Origin of the sequence: Comamonas sp. MYb396 (assembly GCF_037479555.1) — a bacterium.
In the GTDB taxonomy this organism is placed as follows: domain Bacteria; phylum Pseudomonadota; class Gammaproteobacteria; order Burkholderiales; family Burkholderiaceae_C; genus Comamonas.
The window spans coordinates 299633-318662 of record NZ_JBBGYU010000003.1 but is presented as its reverse complement, the minus strand read 5'-3'; the positions used below and the strand labels follow the sequence as shown (position 1 = coordinate 318662).

Here is a 19030-nt window from a genome sequence, read left to right as displayed (position 1 = left end):
TGGCAGGGCGCGGCGCCCTGCCATGTCTTTGAATCAAATAAATCTCGGTCCTGCGCCGGCCTGCATCTGCCAGCCGGCGCATGGGTCGTGTCCGTCGCTTACATGCGCATCGGCATGACCACGTACTTGAAGGTGTCGTTTTCCGGGTTGGTGATCAGCGCCGAGTTGTTGTTGTCGGCAAAGTCGATGCGCACCATGTCCTGGCCCATGTTGGAGAGCACATCGATCAGGTAGGTAACGTTGAAGCCGACTTCGACAGCCGGGCCGCCGTAGTCGATATCGAGCTCGTCCACAGCCTCTTCCTGCTCGGCGTTGTTGGCCGCAATGCGCAGGGTGCCGGGCTCGATGGTCAGGCGCACGCCCTTGAACTTGTCGCTGGTCATGATGGCCGTGCGCTGCATGCTGGCCAGCAGTGGCGCGCGGCCCAGGGTAATGCTGTTGGGGTGGTTGCGCGGGATGACGCGGTTGTAGTCGGGGAACTTGCCCTCGACCAGCTTGGTGACGAACTCCATGCCGGCAAAGGTGAAGCGCGCCTGGTTGCTGGCGAACTGCATCTCGATGACGGGTTGGTTGTCGCCGCTGGCATCAGACAACAGGCGCTGGAGTTCCAGCACGGTCTTGCGCGGCAGAATCACTTCCTGCTTGGGCACTTCCACATCCAGGGTGGCGCTGGCAAAGGCCAGGCGGTGGCCGTCGGTGGCCACCAGGCTCAGGGTGTTGCCCTCGGCCACGAACAGGATGCCGTTCAGGTAGTAACGGATGTCCTGCACGGCCATCGCGAACGAGACCTGGCTCATCAGGTCCTTGAGCACCTTTTGCGGCACGCTGAACACGGGGCCGAAGGAGGGCGCCTCTTGCACCAGCGGGAAGTCTTCCGCAGGCAGGGTCTGCAAGGTAAAGCGGCTCTTGCCACCCTTGAGGATCATCTTGGACTGCTGCGTCTCCAGGCTCACGGTCTGGTCGCTGGGCATGGTCTTCAGAATGTCGATCAGCTTGCGGGCGCCCACGGTGGTGGTGAAGTCACCCATGTCACCGCCCAGCTCGGCCGTGGTGCGGATCTGGATTTCCAGATCGCTGGTGGTCAGCTGCAGGGCATTGCCGGTCTTGCGGATCAGCACATTGGCCAGAATCGGCAAAGTGTGGCGCCGCTCGACAATACCGGCGACCGACTGCAGTACTGCGATGACTTTGTCTTGTGTGGCCTTCAGAACAATCATTTCAACCTCTTGTCAAATTGCGGTGTTGTTGTGGACGGCAGTTGTGCACGGAGCCCCCTCTGCACCTGTCCCATTTGCCATTGTGCCTGCGGCGCGCAGGCAATTGGCGAAATCAAAAAATTCCATCGGCTAGCCCTTGAGGGTCTGCTCCAGCACGTGCAATTGCTGGTTCAGCTCGGTCAATTGCTGGCGTTCGCCACCGATCTTGCGCACGGCGTGCAGCACGGTGGTGTGGTCGCGGCCACCAAACAGCTCGCCGATTTCCGGCAGGCTTTTCTGGGTCAGCTCCTTGGCCAGGTACATGGCAATCTGGCGCGGGCGGGCAATGCTGGCCGGGCGCTTCTTGCTGTACATGTCGGCGACCTTTATCTTGTAGTAGTCCGCGACGGTCTTCTGGATGTTCTCCACGCTGATCTGGCGGTTCTGGATCGACAGCAGATCGCGCAGCGCTTCGCGCGCCAGCTGGATGGATATTTCCTTCTGGTTGAAGCGCGAGTAGGCGAGGATCTTGCGCAGCGCGCCTTCGAGCTCGCGCACATTGGAGCGCACGTTCTTGGCCACGAAGAAGGCCACTTCCTCGGGCATCTCCGTGCCTTCAACGCGCGACTTGTTGATCAGAATCGCAACGCGCATCTCCAGCTCGGGCGGCTCGATGGCCACCGTCAGGCCCGAGTCAAAGCGCGAGACCAGGCGCTCGTGGATATTGGCCAGACCCTTGGGATAGGTGTCGGACGTCATCACGATGTGGCTCTTCTTGGCCAGCAGCGCTTCAAAGGCGTTGAAGAACTCTTCCTGCGTGCGGTCCTTGTTGGCGAAAAACTGCACATCGTCGATCAGCAGCAGATCGAGCGAGTGGTAGCGCTCCTTGAACTCGTCAAAGGTGCGGCGCTGGTAGGACTTGACCACATCCGAGACGAACTGCTCGGCATGTATGTAGAGAACTTTGGCGTCCGGGTTGTCGGCCAGCAGCTTGTTGCCCACGGCATGCACCAGGTGGGTCTTACCCAGACCGACGCCGCCGTAGATGAACAAGGGGTTGTACAGATGGCCAGGAGAAGCCGCCACATGCATGGCCGCCGAGCGTGCCATGCGGTTGGCGGTACCTTCGACCAGCGTGTCAAACGTGAGCACCGGGTTCAAGCGGTTGCGGAAGTTGCCGCTGGCATTGCCGGTATCGCCCTCGGCGCTGCTGGCCTGAGCCGCATGGGGCGCGGGGCTGGTGTCGCTGATCTGGATGCTGTTGCGGTACTGCTCGGCTGCGTTGGCGGCAGCCTGACCGGGGTTGCGGCTCGCTGGCCCGTAGGACGGCCCCAGGCCCATACCCGACGAGGTACCGCTGCCCTGGGCAGATGCGGCCAGCGCTCCCCCGCTGCGCACCGGCGGGCGCACGACGGTGCGCACGGCCGCATCACGCTGGGCAATGGCCAACTCGATGGCCACGGGTTGTCCGTAGGTTTCCTCCAGCATGGCGGCCAGGCGGCCGGTGTATTGGGCGCGAATCCAGTCAAGCTTGAAACGGTTGGCCACATAGAGCGTGACCTTGGACAAGTCGTCCGACACGACAGCGGTCAGCGGCTTGATCCAGGTGTTGAACTGTTGCTCGGGCATTTCTTGGGCGAGTTGCTCTACAACTGCACGCCACAAACCTTGGCCCAGGCTGGCTTCATCCATTGTTATCCCACGGAAAGATTCATCCCCCACGCTATTGTTGTTGTGGATAAGGGGGAAGGTTGATCGGCTGCCTATTGTAGCTTGTGCAAAAGTTATCCACACAACGGACTGGTCTGCACAAACCCCATGCTCGGGTTTCCTCGATGGGCTGGCCGCAGACTTGGCAAAAGTCTGCGCATATTACAGAAAAAACCGAGGACAAAGCCAAGTAATTGCCAAGGACAGTAAACACTGCGATAATTTGCGGTTTCCCTGCATGTCAGGGCGAATTTTACGCGCGTGTCCGTCCGCGCTGGCAGCAGGCCTTGTGCCCTTGCCATGGGGGTGGTCCGCACTATTTCACCGGTGTTGCGCTTGAGCAGGGCTTGAGCTTGGTTGCTTTTGTGTTCATTTTTGGATGCAAGCGGCCAACAAACCGGAACCAAGCCTCTCTAGGAATTGCATCATGAAACGTACTTACCAACCTTCCAAAGTTCGCCGCGCCCGTACCCACGGTTTCCTCGTCCGCATGAAGACCAAGGGTGGCCGCGCTGTTATCAACGCACGCCGCGCCAAGGGCCGCAAGCGTCTGGGCCTGTAAGGCTGACAGGGTGACGGGCACCTTCCGGGTGCCAGGTAGTGCACCAGTGGGTGACACTTATGCATCGCCTTAAGACTCGCCCTCAATTCCAAGCCGCCATGGCAGGCGGCACCATCGCCCGTACAGCGCACTTTGCGCTGCACAGGCTGGTGTTGTCTGCCGACGCCTCGGGCAGCGCCGCTGCCCCATCAGGGCCTGGTGACCCACCTGCAAAGGTTGGGGCACAGGCTCTTTTTGCGTTGGAGGCGGCCTGGCTGGGTGCCATGGTGCCCAAGCGCTGGGCGCGCCGCGCGGTCACCCGCAACGCCATCAAGCGGCAGATCTATGCCGTCGCTGCGCTGCACGAGGCGCAGCTGCCTGTCGCCGCCCATGTGGTGCGCTTGCGCAGCACGTTCGACCGCAAGCAGTTCATCAGCCCCAGCTCCGACCTGCTCAAGCAGGCGGTGCGGGCCGAGCTGATGCAGCTGTTTGCCCGGGCGCATAAGAACAGCCAGCCGGCCAAAGCCGAGCGCGGCGAAGGCGCCAAGGCGCTTAGCGTATGATGCAACGCTTGCTCATGGGTTTGGTGCGCGGCTACAGGCTGCTGCTGAGCCCTTGGCTAGGTTCTGCCTGTCGGTTCGAGCCCACGTGCTCTGCCTATTCATTGCAGGCGCTGGAACAGCACGGTGCTGCCATGGGCAGCTATTTGACGGTGCGCCGCCTGGTGCGCTGCCATCCCTGGTGCGAGGGCGGCCATGACCCGGTCCCCGCGCATCCGCGCTGGTTCAGTCGTCTGGTGACTCCCGCCGATTCATCCTCTTCCCCCTCTGAGAAGTCTTCATGAACGATATTCGCCGCACCATCTTGTGGGTGATATTTGGTTTCTCCCTGGTCCTGCTCTGGGACAAGTGGCAAATCCACAATGGTCGCAAACCCACATTCTTCCCCACACCTGAGGTGACGGCCCAGGCGCCTGCAGATGCAGTCAGCACCGACAACGGTCTGCCCGCTGCCAGCGCCGCCAGCCCTGCGGCTGCTGCGAACGCCAGCAACGTGCCCGGCACGGCTGCTGCAGATGCGGCAGCCCCTGCTGCTGCACGCGAGAAGCTGACCGTGGCCTCCGACCTGCTGCGCCTGACCTTTGACAGCGAAGGCGCATCCTTGGTGGGTGCCGAGCTGCTCAAGTACGCCGACCAGGACGACAAGATCAAGCCCGTGAAGCTGCTCGACGAGAGCGCCAACCGCGTCTACGTCGCACAGACCGGTCTGATCGGCGGCAACTTCCCGACCCACAAGACGGCGATGACCCTCAAGCCCGGTCCGCGCGAGCTGGCCGAAGGCCAGAACGAGCTGAACGTGGTGTTCGAGTCGCCGGATCTGGGCGGCGTCAAGCTGGTCAAGACCTGGACGCTCAAGCGCGGCGACTATGCGATTGGCCTGAAGCAAGAGGTGGTGAACACCGGCTCGGCCGCAGTCAACCCCCAGCTGTACCTGCAGCTGACGCGTGATGGCAACAAGCCCGCTGGCGAATCCTCGTTCTACTCGACCTTCACCGGCCCGGCCGTCTACACCGAAGCCAAGAAGTACCACAAGGTCGACTTCAAGGACATCGAAAACGGCAAGACCGACAGCGTGGACAAGGTAGCGGACAACGGCTACGTGGCCATGGTGCAGCACTACTTTGCCAGCGCCTGGCTGCTGCCCCAGGGCACGCAGCGCGACATCTATGTGCGCAAGGCCGGCACCAACCTGTACTCGGTTGGCGAAATCACCCACCTGGGCGAGATCGCTCCCGGCCAGAGCAAGGCCATCGATGCGCGCCTGTTCGTGGGCCCGCAGATTGAAAAGACGCTGGAAGCCATCGCTCCCGGTCTGGAACTGGTCAAGGACTACGGCTGGGTGACGATTCTGGCCAAGCCGCTGTACTGGCTGCTCGACAAGCTGCACGGCTTCATCGGCAACTGGGGCTGGTCGATTGTGGCCCTGGTGATGCTGCTGAAGATCGCGTTCTACTGGCTCAATGCCAAGGCCTATGCATCGATGGCCAAGATGAAGGCGATCAACCCCCGCATCATGGAGATGCGCGAGCGCCTCAAGGACAAGCCCCAGCAGATGCAGCAGGAGATGATGCGCATCTACCGCGAAGAGAAGGTCAACCCCATGGGCGGTTGCTTCCCGATCGTGATCCAGATCCCGGTGTTCATCGCGCTGTACTGGGTGCTGCTGTCGTCGGTGGAAATCCGCAACGCGCCCTGGATCGGCTGGATCCATGACCTGTCGGTGCCCGATCCGTTCTTCATCCTGCCTGTGCTGATGACCCTGTCGTCGCTGCTGCAGACGGCGCTGAACCCCGCACCACCCGATCCGATGCAAGCCAAGATGATGTGGATCATGCCGCTGATGTTCAGCGTGATGTTCTTCTTCTTCCCGGCCGGTCTGGTGCTGTACTGGCTGACCAACAACCTGCTGTCGATTGCCCAGCAGTGGATCATCAATACCCGCATGGGTGTGCCGCCGCAGTTCAACCTGCCGAAGTTCAAGTAGCCAGCATTTGTCAATGCAGGGATTGCCTAGGCGGGCATTCCCGGATACACCTCCCAAACGGTCGCATTAGCGACCGTTTTTTCGTTAGCATGAGTTGTTTGAAAATGTGTTCAACAAAATAGGGGTTCAGGTATGGCGAAAGTATCGGTTTTTCGACCTAGCGCGCTGGCGCTGGCAGTGTTGGTCTGTGCAGGCGCGGCCCAGGCGGCCACCTTGCGCTGGGCAGGTGCCAACGACATCCTGACCCTGGACCCCCACGCACAGAACCACCAGACCACCCATGCTTTCCTGCAGCAGGTCTATGAGCCGCTGGTGCGCTACGGCAAGGATTTCCAGCTGGAGCCCGCACTGGCGACCAAGTGGACCGAGGTGAGCCCCACCCAGTGGCGCTTTGAGCTGCGCAAGGGCGTCAAATTCCACGATGGCGCAGCCTTCACCGCCGATGATGTGGTGTTCTCGCTGACCCGCATCATGACCCCGCCATCGAACATGATGAGCGCCACCCAGAGCATCAAGGAAGTCAAGAAGGTCGATGACTTCACCGTCGATCTGATCCTCAAGGGCCCCAACCCCATCCTGCTGCGCGAGCTGACCGAAGCACGCATCATGAACAAGGCCTGGGCCGAGAAGAACAACGCCGTCAAGACCCAGGACTACGCCGGCAAGGAAGAAAGCTACTCCAGCCGCAATACCAATGGCACCGGCTCCTTTGTCGCCGTCAGCTGGCAGCCCGATGTGAAGCTGACCCTGAAGAAGAACGCCGCCTGGTGGGACAAGCCCACCGGCAACGTCGACGAGATCGTCTTCACCCCCATCAAGTCGGCCGCCACCCGCACCGCGGCACTGATCTCCAACCAGGTCGACTTCATGGTCGACCCGCCGCCGCAAGACCAGGACCGCATCAAGAAGACCGCGGAGTTGAAGCTGCTCGAGGGTACCGAGAACCGCACCATCTACCTGGGTCTGGACATCTTCCGCGACGAGCTGCCAGGCGCTGGCACCCCGGGCAAGAACCCGATGAAGGATGTGCGCGTGCGCAAGGCCATGTACATGGCCATCGACACCGACGGCCTGCACAAGCGCACGATGCGCGGCATGTCGATCACCGCCGGCACGATGGTGGCACCGATGGTGCACGGCTGGAGCAAGGAGCTCGAAGAGCGTGCCGCCAAGTACGACGTCGAAGGCGCCAAGAAGCTGCTGGCTGAAGCGGGTTACCCCAATGGCTTCAACCTCAAGCTCGAATGCCCGAACGACCGCTATGTGAACGACGAGGCGATCTGCCAGGCCGTCACCGCGATGTGGACCCGCATCGGCATCAAGACCAGCCTGCAGGCGACGCCGATGGCGCAGTTCGTGACCCGCGTGATGAACTCCGACCCGAACGCCTACCTGTTCGGCTGGGGTGTGGCGACCTTTGATGCGCTCTACTCGCTCGACGCGCTGATCCACAGCAAGGGCGCAGCGGGCGGCGGCGTCTACAACGGCGGCCGCATTGCCGACAAGGAGCTGGACGCCAAGATCGACGCGATGAAGACCGAGACCGACACGGCCAAGCGCGATGCCTTGATCAACGACGCCTTGAAGATGACCAAGGACAACTTCTACACGATCCCCGTGCACCACCAGATCTTCCCCTGGGCGATGCGCAAGGGCATCGAGACCGTCTACCGCGCCGATGCGCGCCCCATCCCCGCCTGGACCACGGTCAAGTAAGCGTCTCGCTGCACACTCCAACCACCCCAAAGCCTGCGCCAGCAGGCTTTTTTCATGGGGCGGGGCGAAGTGCGGTGAACCAGGCCAATAGCCTGGCGGGCATGCCGCCGGCCTGGTCGCCCGATAATGTGGGGCTTGCTCCACTCGCGCCAAAGACCTGCCCATGCTTGCACGCCACCACGATCCGATTGTTGCCATTGCCACTGCCCCCGGGCGCGGAGCGGTGGGCATTGTGCGCGTATCGGGCAAGGCGATTGCGCCGCTGGTCGAGCGCCTCTGCGGCAAGGCTTTGAAGCCGCGCGAAGCCACCTACCTGCCCTTTAAAGCAGCAGACGGCCAGGCCATTGACCAGGGGCTGGCGCTGTACTTTCCCGCGCCGCACAGCTACACCGGTGAGGATGTGCTGGAGCTGCAGGCCCACGGCGGCCCGGTGGTGCTGCAGCTGCTGCTGGCCCGCTGCCTGGAAGCCGCGCAGGCGGAGGCTGATAGTGGCACGCCGCTGCTGCCGGGCCTGCGCCTGGCCGAGCCGGGGGAGTTCACCGAGCGCGCGTTTCTCAACGACAAGATCGACCTGGCCCAGGCCGAGGCAATTGCCGATTTGATCGACGCCAGCACCGAGGCGGCCGCGCGCAGCGCCAGCCGCTCGCTGACCGGTGCCTTCTCGCAAGAGGTGCACCGCCTGCGCGATGCGCTGGTGCACCTGCGCATGCTGGTCGAGGCCACCCTGGATTTCCCCGAAGAGGAGATCGACTTTCTGCAAAAAGCCGATGCCTATGGCCAGCTGGACCAGCTGCGCGCCACCGTGCAGGCCGTCATGCAGCGCACCCGCCAGGGCGCCTTGCTGCGCGAGGGTATCAAGGTGGTGATTGCCGGCCAGCCCAATGCAGGCAAAAGCTCCTTGCTCAATGCGCTCGCTGGCGCCGAGCTGGCCATCGTCACCCCCATTGCCGGCACCACGCGCGACAAGGTTGCGCAAACCATCCAGATCGAAGGCGTGCCCCTGCATGTGATCGACACCGCCGGCCTGCGCGAGAGCAGTGACGAGGTCGAGCGCATCGGCATTGCCCGCGCCTGGGAAGAAATCGCCGCCGCCGACGCGGTGCTCTTCTTGCACGACCTGACCCGCATGGCCCAGGCCGACTATGCCCAGGCCGACCGCGAGATTGCCGCCACCTTGCAGCAGCAGCTGCCTGCCAATGTGCCCGTGCTGCAGGTCTGGAACAAGGCCGATGCGCTGACCCCCGACGAGGCGCACCGCCAAAGCGCCGAGGCCGCCGCCCAGTTCAGCACCCCGCCTGCTGCTGCCGCTGCGGGCGACCAGACCCCGCTGGTGCTGTCGGCCAAAACCGGCGCGGGCCTCGACACCCTGCGCCAGCAACTGCTGGCCATGGCCGGCTGGCAGCCCGCCGCCGAAGGCACCTACATCGCCCGCGCCCGCCATGTGCAGGCGCTGCAACAGGTCGAAGAGCACCTGGATATCGCCCATGCCCAGCTGCATGTGGACAGCCCCGCCCTCGACCTGCTGGCCGAAGAGCTGCGCCTGGCGCAGCAATCACTCAATGCGATCACCGGCGAATTCACATCGGATGATTTGCTGGGGGTGATTTTTTCGAGCTTTTGTATTGGCAAGTGATGGGAGGTTCTGGCGCGTGCGCTGCGTCAGTGCGCATCTAGGAATCTTTAAGTTCTTTTAGAACTGTCCCGAAATTCCGGATAACTCAGCATGAGCGGCCGCGCACGACGTTTGGGATTCTGCTGAGCGTTCGGCAGACGGTCCACGGGCTACATGTAAGAACTGCTGTGGTTCATCGCGGCTCCAGCCCCCGAGGCAGCACCAGCACCGCCTCCAACCCGCCCCCATCCGCCTCGCGCAGCAACAGCTCGCCCCCATGGGCCTGCGCCACCGTCTGCGCAATCGATAGACCCAGCCCCACGCCGCCGGATGCGGCATTGCGGGAGGGCTCCATGCGGTAGTAGGGCTCCAGCACCCGTTCGCGCTGTGCGGCGGGGATGCCGGGGCCATGGTCGCGCACGTGGATGCGCAGCTGCTGGCCATCGTCGTCGATGTGCAACTGCGCATCGCCGGCATAGCGCAGCGCGTTTTCCACCAGGTTCTGCAGGCCCCGGCGCAGGCTTTGGGCGTAGCCGGTGTAGGGCTGCAGCGCCCGGCCGCTGACGGGGACCGGCAGGCCGCTGGCCTCGTGCATGTCCTGGGCTACGCCATGGACCAAAGCATGGATGTCCATGGTCTGGCGCGGGCCGCTGGCATGGGCGCCGGTGAGCATGTCCAGGGTGGAGGCAACCATGTGCTCCATCTCTTCGAGGTCCTTGCGAAACTTGGCGCGCAGGGCGTCGGGCTCGAGCATTTCGGCGCGCAGGCGCAGCCGGGTGATGGGCGAGCGCAGGTCATGCGATACAGCGGCCAAAAAGCGTGTGCGCTCTGCCAGGCCTTCGTTGATTTTTTGCTGCATCGCGTTGAAGGCCTGGGCCGCCTGCTGCACTTCGCGCGGGCCCCGCGCATCCATCGGCGGGCTGTGCAGGTTGCGGCCCAGCGCCTCGGCGGCGGCGGCCAGGCGCTGCAGGGGGCGCATCGCCAGGCGCACCGCAATGAGGGCGACGGCCACAATCACCAGGCTGCGCAGCAGGTAGACACGCAGCACATAGTCGGCCAGCGCCTGCAGCGGCTGCACCGGTTGGCCGATTTCGCCTTCCTGCGCATCGATCTGCAGCCACTGGCCATCCTGCATTTGCAGCAGCAGGCGCAGATGGGCTTCGGGCTGGTCGGCCAGCAGCACCGGGTGGCGGCGGCCTTCTGCGTGGCGCTCGCCCAGCAGCGCGAGCTGCTGCAACTGCAAGGGCACGGGCTGGCCCAGGCGCTCGCCGATCACCTGGGCCACCAGGGCTTGGGCTTCGGGGTAGGGCGAGGGCGCGGTGGTGGCGCCTGCGCCGTCGACCAGCTGCAGCTGGTAGCGGCTGCCTTGCCACTGCGCAACCAGCGCGGCACGCTGCTCGGGCGGGCTGGCCTGCAGCAAGGCCAGCGTATCGGCAGCGCGTGCCGCCACCAGGCGCAGGGGCACCTCCAGCAGTTGGCTGCGGCGCATCTCCCACCAGATGGTGCCGGTCATCGCCTGGGCGGCCAGCATGCCGATGACCAGGATGGCGGCGATGCGGCCGGACAGGGTCTGCGGCCACAGCCGCGCCAGCCACGATAGCCCGTTGGGACGCCAGCGGCCCTGGCCTGGGGTTGCAGCGGCGCTGTTCACGCCAGCGTCTCGACCTCGCAGGCGAGCACATAGCCGGCATTGCGCACGGTGCGCAGCAGCTGGGCCTGGCGCGGCTGGGGCTCCAGGTGCTGGCGCAGGCGGCTGATGCAGACATCGACGGCGCGGTCCAGCGCCTGGCGCTCGCGGCCAAAGGTGTATTCGGCCAGGTAGTCGCGGCTTAAGGTGCGCTGCGGGTTCTGCGCCAGCGCGCAGAGCACGCGGTAGTCCGACTGGGCCAGGCTGATCAGCAGGCCATCGGGGTCATGCAGGCTGCGGCTTTGCATGTTCAAGGTCCAGCCGGCAAAGCGCAGGGTGGCCAGGTGCTCGGGCTCGTGCATCGATGCCGGCACCTGGCGCGTGCGCCGCAGCACGCCAGTGATGCGGGCCAGCAGCTCGCGCGGGTCAAAGGGCTTGGGCAGGTAGTCGTCGGCGCCCATCTCCAGCCCCAGGATGCGGTCCATCAGCGCGCCGCGCGCTGTCAGCATCACCACCGCGATAGGGGTGCGCTCGCGCAGGCTGCGGCACAGCGCCAGGCCATCGACGCCGGGCAGCATCAGGTCCAGCACCACCAGGTCAGCGCTGTGGCGGGCCAGCCAGTCCCACATGCCCTGGCCATCGGCCACGGCAGCCGCCTGCATGCCCTGGGCGCGCAGGTAGTCGCAGAGCAGCTCGCGGATCTCCGGGTCGTCATCGACCACCAGGATGCGGGCCTTGCCGGGCAGGCTGGCGGGGGGCGGGGGCGTCACGGTTTTCTCCGGATAAGTAATGGATTGTGTTGGAGGGCGGGGCGACAACATGGCATTGCAAATCAGGCGGGCAGCGGCTCTTGGGCCGCTGCGGCGCTGATTAGAGTGGCGGCTCACTGATCAATAAGAACGATTTTCATTCTAGTTTGTTGTGACCATGACCGCATTGAAGCTCTCCCCGGCACTGCAAGGTGCAGGTGCATCCGCTGCCCGGATTCCGTCCCGTTTTTGTACTGCTGCGCAAGCGGGCATACGCCTGCGCGCGCTGGGATTGGCGCTGGGGCTGGGCCTGGCCACAGGCCTGACCATCGCTGCCCCGGCGCAAGCTGCAAGTGAGGTCGCAGCCGCGCAGGGCACGACGGTGGTGGATATCGTAGGCCGCACCGTGCAGATCCCCGCCAAGGTGGACCATATTCTGCTGGGCGAAGGCCGATTTCTGTACGCGCTGGCGCTGATGGAGGGCGCTGAGCCCCTGAAGCGCATTGTGGGCTGGCAAGGTGAGCTGGCCTTTGCCGACCCCAATGGCTGGGCGGCCTACCAGCAGCGCTTTCCGCAGATCACGCAGATTCCGCTGATTGGCCGTACCTCGGAGGACAGCGTCAGCTACGAAAAATCGGTGTCCACCCAGCCAGATATCGCCATCTTTGGTCTGGGCGGCCATGGCCCGGGCCGCCAAAGCAGCCTGGTGCAGGCGCTGGAGAAAGCCGGCGTGCCGGTGGTGTTCATCGACTTCCGCGCCCAGCCGGTGCGCAATACCGCCAAGAGCATCCGCATCCTGGGCCGGGCGGTGCAGCGCGAGGCGCAGGCCAATGCCTATGCCGATTTCTACGAGACGCATTTGCAGCGCGTGCAGTCCCGCGTCAAGGGCATCCCTGCGGACCAGCGCCCACTGGTGTTTGCCGAGCTGCTGGCCGGTGTCTGGGATGGCTGCTGCCACACGGCCGGCAAGGGCAATGTGGGTGAGTTCATTGACGCCGCTGGCGGCATCAATATCGCGGCAGGCAAGATCCCCGGCGCGATTGGCGACCTGAACCAGGAGGCGCTGATCGCCCAGGACCCGGCCGTCTACATCGCCACCGGCAGCCGGCCCCAGGGCAGCCGGCCGATGGTGCGGGCGGGCGAAGGGGTGAGCGCCGCGCAACTGGGCAGCAGCCTGCGCGAGCTGACCCAGCGTCCGGGTTTTGAGACGCTGAGCGCCGTGCGCGCGGGCCGCGCCCATGGCCTGTGGCACAACTTCTATGATGCGCCCACCAATATTTTGGCGATCGAGGCCATGGCCAAGTGGTTCTACCCCGAGCGCTTTGCCGATGTGGACCCGCAGGCGACGATGGCTGAGATCAACCAGCGCTTCTTGCCGGCGCTGCCGATGCAAGGCGCGTACTGGGGCGATATCGCCCCCTTGAAGGCCAAGCCATGAGCGTGGCTGTGCCGCCGCTGGCCGCAGGCGCTGCCAGCTCGGCCGTCGATGTGGCCCAGGCCCAGCAGCGCGCCCAGGCCTACCGCCGCTTGACGGGCTGGCGCCTTTTGGTGCTGGCGCTGCTGGCCAGCGCGATTGTCGCGGCCCTGCTGTTTGACTTCACCACCGGCCCCTCGGGCCTGGCGCTGCCGCAGCTGCTGCAGACCCTGTACACGCCCGATGCCGCGCCGCCAGCGCTGCGCGTGATTGTCTGGGACATTCGCCTGCCCTATGCGTTGATGGCAGTCGCCGTCGGCCTGGCGCTGGGCCTGGCGGGCGCCGAGATGCAGACCGTGCTGGCCAACCCGCTGGCCAGCCCTTTTACCTTGGGGCTGTCGTCGGCCGCCGCGTTTGGCGCAGCGCTGGCGATTGTGCTGGACTGGAGCCTGCCGGGCGTGCCCGCATCCTGGGCGGTGCCGGCCAATGCCTTTGTGTTTGCAATGGCCTCGGCCTTGCTGCTGGATCTGGTGGCCCGCTGGGGCGGCATGAGCGCGACGGGTGTGGTGCTGTTTGGCATTGCGCTGGTGTTCAGCTTCAATGCCCTGGTGTCCTTGCTGCAGTTTGTGGCCACGGCCGAGGCCTTGCAGGGCCTGGTGTTCTGGACCATGGGCAGCCTCTCGCGGGCGACCTGGCCCAAGCTGGGTGCGCTGGCCTTGGCCTTGGCGGTGGTGCTGCCGCTGTCGATGCGCAATGCCTGGCGGCTGACCGCGCTGCGCCTGGGGGAGGACCGCGCGGCCAGCTTTGGTGTGGATGTGCGGCGCCTGCGCCTGGGCGCGCTGCTGCGCATCAGCCTGCTGGCGGCCCTGTCGGTGGCCTTTGTCGGCAGCATCGGCTTTATTGGCCTGGTCGCGCCGCATATTGCGCGCCGGCTCGTGGGCGATGACCACCGCTTTTACCTGCCTGCCTCGGCCTTGACCGGCGCGCTGGTGCTGTCGCTGGCCTCCGTCGCTTCCAAGGCGCTGGTGCCCGGCGTCATCGTGCCGGTGGGCATCGTTACCTCGCTGGTGGGCATTCCCTTCTTTCTGGCCATTGTGCTGCGCACCCGGGGGCGGGCATGAGCGCGGGCGGTTTGCAGATCAGCGGACTGCAGGTGGCCTATGGCCGGCGCGTGGTCATTCCTGGGCTGTCGCTGGCCGATCTGCAGCCCGGCCAGGTCACCGTGGTGCTGGGGCCCAATGGCAGTGGCAAATCGACCTTGTTGCGGGCGCTGGCGGGGCTGACCCGTGCCAGCGGCCAGGTGCGCCTGCACGGTGAAGCGCTGGACCAGGCCAGCCTGGCCGAGCGCGCCCGGCGCGTGGTCTACCAGCCCCAGGCCTTGCCGGCGGCCGTGCATCTGCGCGTGATCGAATCGCTGATGGCCGCGCGCAAGGCCTCGCCCCACAGCCTGCAGGTGGGTGCGGAGCCGGCCCAGGATGCCGTCATGCAGTGCGCCGCTTTGCTGCAGCTGCTGGGCATTGACCACCTGGCCATGCGCCACCTCGATGAGCTATCGGGCGGCCAGGCGCAGCTGGCCGGCCTGGCGCAGGCGCTGATCCGCCAGCCCCAGGTGCTGATGCTCGATGAGCCGCTGTCGGCGCTGGATTTGAACCACCAGTTCCATGTGATGGAACTGGTGGGCGAGCAGACCCGCCGCTGCGGCATGGTCACGCTGGTGGTCCTGCATGACCTGGGCCTGGCGCTGCGCCATGCCGACCGCGTGCTGGTGCTGAAAAGCGGCGAGCTGCAGGCCGATGGCCTGCCCAGCGACGCGATCAACCCCGAGCTGCTGGCCCGTGTCTATGGCGTGCGGGCCCGTGTCGAGCCCTGCTCGCGCGGCATTCCGCAGGTGATGGTGGATGGCCTGCTGCGCTGAGCGGCCAGAGGGATCCACCGCCTGCTTCTTCTTTCTCAACCACCCAAGCGATCCACCATGACGTTTTCCTTGCACCATCTTGCCCTTTGCGCCGCCACCCTGGGCGCCAGCAGCGCCGCCTTCGCGCAGCCCGCCGCGCCCGCCACGGCGCCGGCCCCGGTCTGCGAGGCCCATGTACAAGGCCAGCCCGGCAAAAAGTTTGACCTGACCGAGCTGCGCGTGAGCAAGCGCTGCGCACAGTTCATCGTGCACCTGCTGCACACCGGCAAAAAGCCCTGGCAGGAAGCGGGCCACAACTGGGTGCTGACGCGCAGCCAGGACACCGAGGCGGTGATCCGCGAAGGCCAGCGTTCGGGCCCCGAGCGCGCCTGGCTCAGCCGTGGCGATGCCCGCGTGCTGGCTGCCACCCAGATGCTGTCGGGCGGCGAGCATGCCTCGGTGAGCTTCCCGGTCGAGCGCCTGCGCCAGGGTGAGGACTACACCTATTTCTGCTCCTTCCCCACGCATGCCGAGCCGATGCGCGGCAAGCTGGTCGTCATCGACTAAGAGCCGTTAACACAACCCTTGATACGTCGTTGCCCTGCCTTGTCGTACTACAGTACTGCCTGCGGCAGGACGCCTAGTCTCAACCGCAAACCTTCGGTTTGCTGGATCGTGTTACCGGCTCTAAACCGCTGAACCAGCGGCGCAGCCTCAGCTGGGCATGCGGTAGGCCAGCACCTTGAGCGCCCGGTCGGGCGAGACATCGGCAAAGATGGCCGGGTTGGCCACCTGCTCGATGAACTCCAGCTCCGGCGCCAGCGCGGCCATCTGGTCTTGCAAGAAGGCCAGCGGCAGCTCGGGGGCGTTGAGGCAGAGCAGCGCAAAGCCGCCCGGCGCCAGCAGATCGGGCAGGCGCTTGATCAGGCGCGCGTAATCCTTGGTGGCGACAAAGCTGCCCTTTTGGTAGCTGGGCGGGTCCATGATCACCAGCTGGTAAGGCCCGGTGCGGGTGATCTTGCCCCAGCTGCTGAAAATGTCATGGCCCCAGAACTGGCCGCCTGCGAGCTGGTTGAGGCGGTGGTTCTGCTGGCCGCTGGCCAAGGCCGCCTTGCTCATGTCGATATTGACCACCTGGCCGGCGCCTGCCTGCAGCGCCGCCACCGAAAAGGCGCAGGTATAGGCAAACAGGTTGAGCACGGTGCAGCGCTCGGGATCGGGCTGGCGCGCGATGAACTGGCGCACCCAGCGCCGGCCCTCGGCCATGTCCAGAAAGAGACCATGGTTTTGCCCGCGCAGCACATGCACCAGGTAGCGGGCATCGTCTTCCTGCACCGTATGGGGCTCGGGCAGGCTGCCCTGGACCAGGCGGGTCTCGGCCGCGCCCAGCGCCCGGCACTGGTAGACCCAGGTCAGCGGCTCGCCCGGGTAGAGCTGCTGCCAGCGCTGCTGCAGCGCACCGCCCACGCTTTGCAGCGCCTCGTCGGCCAGCGGCGCAAAGCTGGTCAGCACCACCGCCGGTGGGTACAGGTCCAGCGACAGGTGTTCGCAACCGGGAAACAGGCCGCCCCGGCCGTGGAAGAGGCGTTGCGCCTGCTGGCTCGCGGGCATGGTGGCGATGGCCTCTAGTAATGCATGCATGGAATCTGAAAAACGTCTAGGAGAGAAGGTGGGAGGCGGCGTGCTTGGTCAGGAATTGTGGGCTGGGCGATACTTCTTACAAATTTTTGCCCCGCCGCCCAGCCATTGTGCAGCCACTCGGTTAGATTTCTTGGATTAGGAATTTCGATAGATCACTGGTGGATCCACCGCCAGGATTGCGGAGGAGGATTTCATGTTTCATAGCACCAATGACATCAAGCCCCTGGTAACAGCCATTAACAACTGCCAGGACGAGGAAAGCATGATCAACCCGCTGACGGCTGCGCAGTGGGAGATCCTGGCCCCGTACCTGACGCAGACCCAGCTGGCGGCATCGCAGGTGCTGTTTCAGCAAGGCACGCAGGAGCGCACCTTGTTTTTCGTCGAAAGCGGCAGCCTCAGCGTGCATTTCGAGGACGAAAAGCAGCGCATTCGCCTGGCGATCGTCGGCGCGGGCTCCATTGTCGGCGAAGGCGCGTTCTTCTCGCACCAGCCGCGCAATGCCACTGTGCAGGCGGTGGCCGGCTGCCGCCTCTGGGGGCTGTCGAGCATCCGCTTTACCGAGCTGTGCAACCGCCAGCCCACGGTGGCCGTCGCGCTGGCGATGGCGGCCGGATCGGTGCTGGCCAAGCGCCTGGGCAACCGAAAACGCCGCGTCGCCGCAACATAAAAGCTTGGCATTGGTCAAATCGCGCGCGCTTTTCTGACCAGTGTATGCAATACTCCTTCCTACAATTACAAACGCCTGTTGCGTGATGAAACGGGTGACCATAAGAGAGTCGCGGATGCAGACCCAGCCAACCCCAGGTTTGCGGGCCTGCAAGGCGGGATGCGGCCAGCCAGGCCATATCCCCCAAGGCCTGTGTCTGCGGCTCAAATTCTGATCAGGGTAGGGAGTGGCATGTCTATATTTGCCAAATGGTTCAGTCGACCAGAAAAAAAATCGGCTTTTGCGCCCCTGGGGCCGCAAACCATGTTTGCCGAACCGCTGGGTGTGAGCCAGCACGATATGCTGGCCGCCCAGAGCCCCTTGGTGGCCGCCAAGCCCATGGCTGCGGCACCGCAGCACGACAGCGCCGCGCCCCGCCCCGGTGAGCGCTCGGCCCGCCGCGAGATGGTGTATTCCGCCGTGCGCGAGTCGATGGTGCGCTCGGGCATTCTGTCGGCAGGTTACAAATTCAAGGTGCTGGCGCTGGACAAGCGTGCCACGCAGTTCATCGTGATGGTGGACCTGGCCCAGCAGCACTGCGCCTCGCCCGACAAGCTCACGCAGATCGAGGCCTTGATCGCCTACTCGGCCAAGACCCGTTTCGAGATCGTGATCACTTCCGTCTACTGGCGCCTCAATGCCCAGCTGGGTGTCACCAGCTCCAAGGCCCCCAGTGTGGTCACCGCGCCCCAGCCGGCCGTGGTGCCGGTGCCGCTGGGCATGGACCCGGTCGATGAGGCGGAGATTGCCGCCTTCAAGAAAGCCTTGCTCGAGGCGGCGCTGAACCCGGTGCCTGCGCTCGACGGTGCATCGGCTGCAAACCGCGCTGCCACCAGTGCGGCGCCCCGGCCCGCGCCGATTGTGCCGCCCGCGCGCAGCGCCGCGCACAATGCCCAGATCGCCCGGGAGGCCGCGCAGCGCGGCGGTGCGCCCGCGCCCACGGCCGACACCAGCTTTGGCGGCCTGAGCAATACCCAGTACGGCGATCTGCACTGAGAACATTTTCAAAGCCTCTGGCGCGGCGCGAAGAGACTTTGCGCGGGTCCTTGGCAGCTCTTTGCTGAGGTGCGAAGGCCCGCTGGCCGTAGTCAGTGCCCCGCGAAATCCACCAAGGTGAACAGCGGCAGACCTGCGTCGGTCAGCCGCTTGGAGCCGCCCAGCTCCGGCAGGTCGACAATCGCTGCGCCCTCCATCACCTGGGCGCCCAGCTTTTCCAGCAGCTTCTTGCCGGCCATCATCGTGCCGCCAGTGGCAATCAGGTCATCGACCAGCAGCACCTTGTCGCCGGGCTTCACGGCGTCGGCATGCAGCTCCACGGTGGCACTGCCGTATTCGAGCTCATAGGTTTCTTCGACCGTGGTGAAGGGCAGCTTGCCCTTTTTGCGGATCGGCACAAAGCCCACCTTGAGCTGGTAGGCGATGACGGCGCCGAGGATGAAACCGCGCGCATCGAGCCCGGCCACCACATCGGGGCGCATGTCGCGCGACATGTAGCGGTGCACAAAGGCATCGATCAGCACATGGAAGACCTGCGGGTTCTGCAGCAGCGGGGTGATGTCCCGGAACTGCACGCCCGGCGCTGGCCAATCGGGAACGGTGCGGATGTGGTGACGTAAAAAGGCGTTGACGTCGGGAGCGTGCATGGTGGGCGGGCAGAAAAGGGGAGGAGCCGCCATG

At 64.9% G+C, this 19030-nt stretch carries 18 protein-coding genes; 12 read left to right on the top strand and 6 right to left on the bottom strand.

Features of this window, described 5'->3' with window-relative positions; genetic code table 11:
• Positions 1 to 98: 98 nt before the first annotated feature.
• A complete protein-coding gene (dnaN, locus tag WH265_RS09275; protein WP_133856196.1) occupies positions 99 to 1217 on the bottom strand; it encodes a DNA polymerase III subunit beta in 1119 nt (372 codons plus the stop codon).
• A 129-nt stretch (positions 1218 to 1346) separates the two neighbouring features.
• Complete coding sequence (dnaA, locus tag WH265_RS09270) at positions 1347 to 2888, bottom strand: chromosomal replication initiator protein DnaA (protein ID WP_312987924.1); 1542 nt, start codon at positions 2886 to 2888, stop codon at positions 1347 to 1349.
• Positions 2889 to 3333: 445 nt separating this feature from the next.
• Here dnaA and rpmH point away from each other — a divergent pair, with 445 nt between their 5' ends.
• The 6 genes from rpmH (at position 3334) to mnmE (ending at position 9340) form a co-directional block, all read left to right on the top strand.
• Positions 3334 to 3468, top strand: a complete 135-nt coding sequence (rpmH, locus tag WH265_RS09265) for a 50S ribosomal protein L34 (RefSeq protein WP_084635723.1) — start codon at positions 3334 to 3336, stop codon at positions 3466 to 3468.
• 59 nt (positions 3469 to 3527) lie between these two features.
• Positions 3528 to 4010 (top strand): ribonuclease P protein component, encoded by a 483-nt coding sequence (locus WH265_RS09260; RefSeq protein WP_339558060.1) that lies wholly within the window; start codon positions 3528 to 3530, stop codon positions 4008 to 4010.
• The gene (yidD, locus tag WH265_RS09255; RefSeq protein WP_084635722.1) at positions 4007 to 4291 is read left to right on the top strand and encodes a membrane protein insertion efficiency factor YidD; all 285 of its coding nucleotides are present in this window, start codon (positions 4007 to 4009) and stop codon (positions 4289 to 4291) included. Before WH265_RS09260 ends, yidD begins: the two co-directional genes overlap by 4 nt.
• Positions 4288 to 5991 (top strand): membrane protein insertase YidC, encoded by a 1704-nt coding sequence (yidC, locus tag WH265_RS09250; RefSeq protein WP_339558059.1) that lies wholly within the window; start codon positions 4288 to 4290, stop codon positions 5989 to 5991. Before yidD ends, yidC begins: the two co-directional genes overlap by 4 nt.
• 132 nt (positions 5992 to 6123) lie before the next feature.
• The gene (locus tag WH265_RS09245; RefSeq protein WP_021025799.1) at positions 6124 to 7707 is read left to right on the top strand and encodes an ABC transporter substrate-binding protein; all 1584 of its coding nucleotides are present in this window, start codon (positions 6124 to 6126) and stop codon (positions 7705 to 7707) included.
• A gap of 163 nt (positions 7708 to 7870) precedes the next feature.
• On the top strand, positions 7871 to 9340 hold the full coding sequence (mnmE, locus tag WH265_RS09240) for a tRNA uridine-5-carboxymethylaminomethyl(34) synthesis GTPase MnmE (protein WP_339558058.1): 1470 nt from the start codon (positions 7871 to 7873) through the stop codon (positions 9338 to 9340).
• Between the two features lie 172 nt (positions 9341 to 9512).
• Here the strand turns inward: mnmE and WH265_RS09235 are convergent, their stop codons facing one another.
• A complete protein-coding gene (locus WH265_RS09235; RefSeq protein WP_339558057.1) occupies positions 9513 to 10970 on the bottom strand; it encodes an ATP-binding protein in 1458 nt (485 codons plus the stop codon).
• Entirely contained in the window at positions 10967 to 11716 is a 750-nt protein-coding gene (locus WH265_RS09230) for a response regulator (RefSeq protein WP_339558056.1), read from the bottom strand. The genes WH265_RS09235 and WH265_RS09230 overlap by 4 nt, the downstream gene beginning before the upstream one ends.
• A gap of 157 nt (positions 11717 to 11873) precedes the next feature.
• On the opposite strand from WH265_RS09230, the gene WH265_RS09225 reads away from it, so the two are divergent.
• Genes WH265_RS09225 through azu form a run of 4 tightly spaced genes read left to right on the top strand, consistent with a single transcriptional unit; the run spans position 11874 to position 15570 of the window.
• Positions 11874 to 13133 (top strand): ABC transporter substrate-binding protein, encoded by a 1260-nt coding sequence (locus tag WH265_RS09225; RefSeq protein WP_339558055.1) that lies wholly within the window; start codon positions 11874 to 11876, stop codon positions 13131 to 13133.
• Positions 13130 to 14230, top strand: coding sequence for a FecCD family ABC transporter permease (locus tag WH265_RS09220; protein ID WP_339558054.1), 1101 nt, complete (start codon positions 13130 to 13132; stop codon positions 14228 to 14230). The genes WH265_RS09225 and WH265_RS09220 overlap by 4 nt, the downstream gene beginning before the upstream one ends.
• The gene (locus WH265_RS09215) at positions 14227 to 15024 is read left to right on the top strand and encodes an ABC transporter ATP-binding protein (RefSeq protein WP_339558053.1); all 798 of its coding nucleotides are present in this window, start codon (positions 14227 to 14229) and stop codon (positions 15022 to 15024) included. Before WH265_RS09220 ends, WH265_RS09215 begins: the two co-directional genes overlap by 4 nt.
• 57 nt (positions 15025 to 15081) lie before the next feature.
• Positions 15082 to 15570, top strand: a complete 489-nt coding sequence (azu, locus tag WH265_RS09210; protein WP_339558052.1) for an azurin — start codon at positions 15082 to 15084, stop codon at positions 15568 to 15570.
• Between the two features lie 147 nt (positions 15571 to 15717).
• On the opposite strand, the gene WH265_RS09205 is transcribed toward azu, so the two are convergent.
• Positions 15718 to 16644, bottom strand: a complete 927-nt coding sequence (locus WH265_RS09205; RefSeq protein ID WP_339535655.1) for a class I SAM-dependent methyltransferase — start codon at positions 16642 to 16644, stop codon at positions 15718 to 15720.
• A 193-nt stretch (positions 16645 to 16837) separates the two neighbouring features.
• Here WH265_RS09205 and WH265_RS09200 point away from each other — a divergent pair, with 193 nt between their 5' ends.
• Both WH265_RS09200 and WH265_RS09195 read left to right on the top strand, forming a co-directional pair.
• Positions 16838 to 17314 (top strand): Crp/Fnr family transcriptional regulator, encoded by a 477-nt coding sequence (locus WH265_RS09200; protein WP_339558051.1) that lies wholly within the window; start codon positions 16838 to 16840, stop codon positions 17312 to 17314.
• Between the two features lie 303 nt (positions 17315 to 17617).
• Positions 17618 to 18349, top strand: coding sequence for a hypothetical protein (locus WH265_RS09195; protein ID WP_339558050.1), 732 nt, complete (start codon positions 17618 to 17620; stop codon positions 18347 to 18349).
• 92 nt (positions 18350 to 18441) lie between these two features.
• On the opposite strand, the gene WH265_RS09190 is transcribed toward WH265_RS09195, so the two are convergent.
• The gene (locus tag WH265_RS09190; protein ID WP_021025692.1) at positions 18442 to 18996 is read right to left on the bottom strand and encodes an adenine phosphoribosyltransferase; all 555 of its coding nucleotides are present in this window, start codon (positions 18994 to 18996) and stop codon (positions 18442 to 18444) included.
• Between the last annotated feature and the right edge of the window lie 34 nt (positions 18997 to 19030).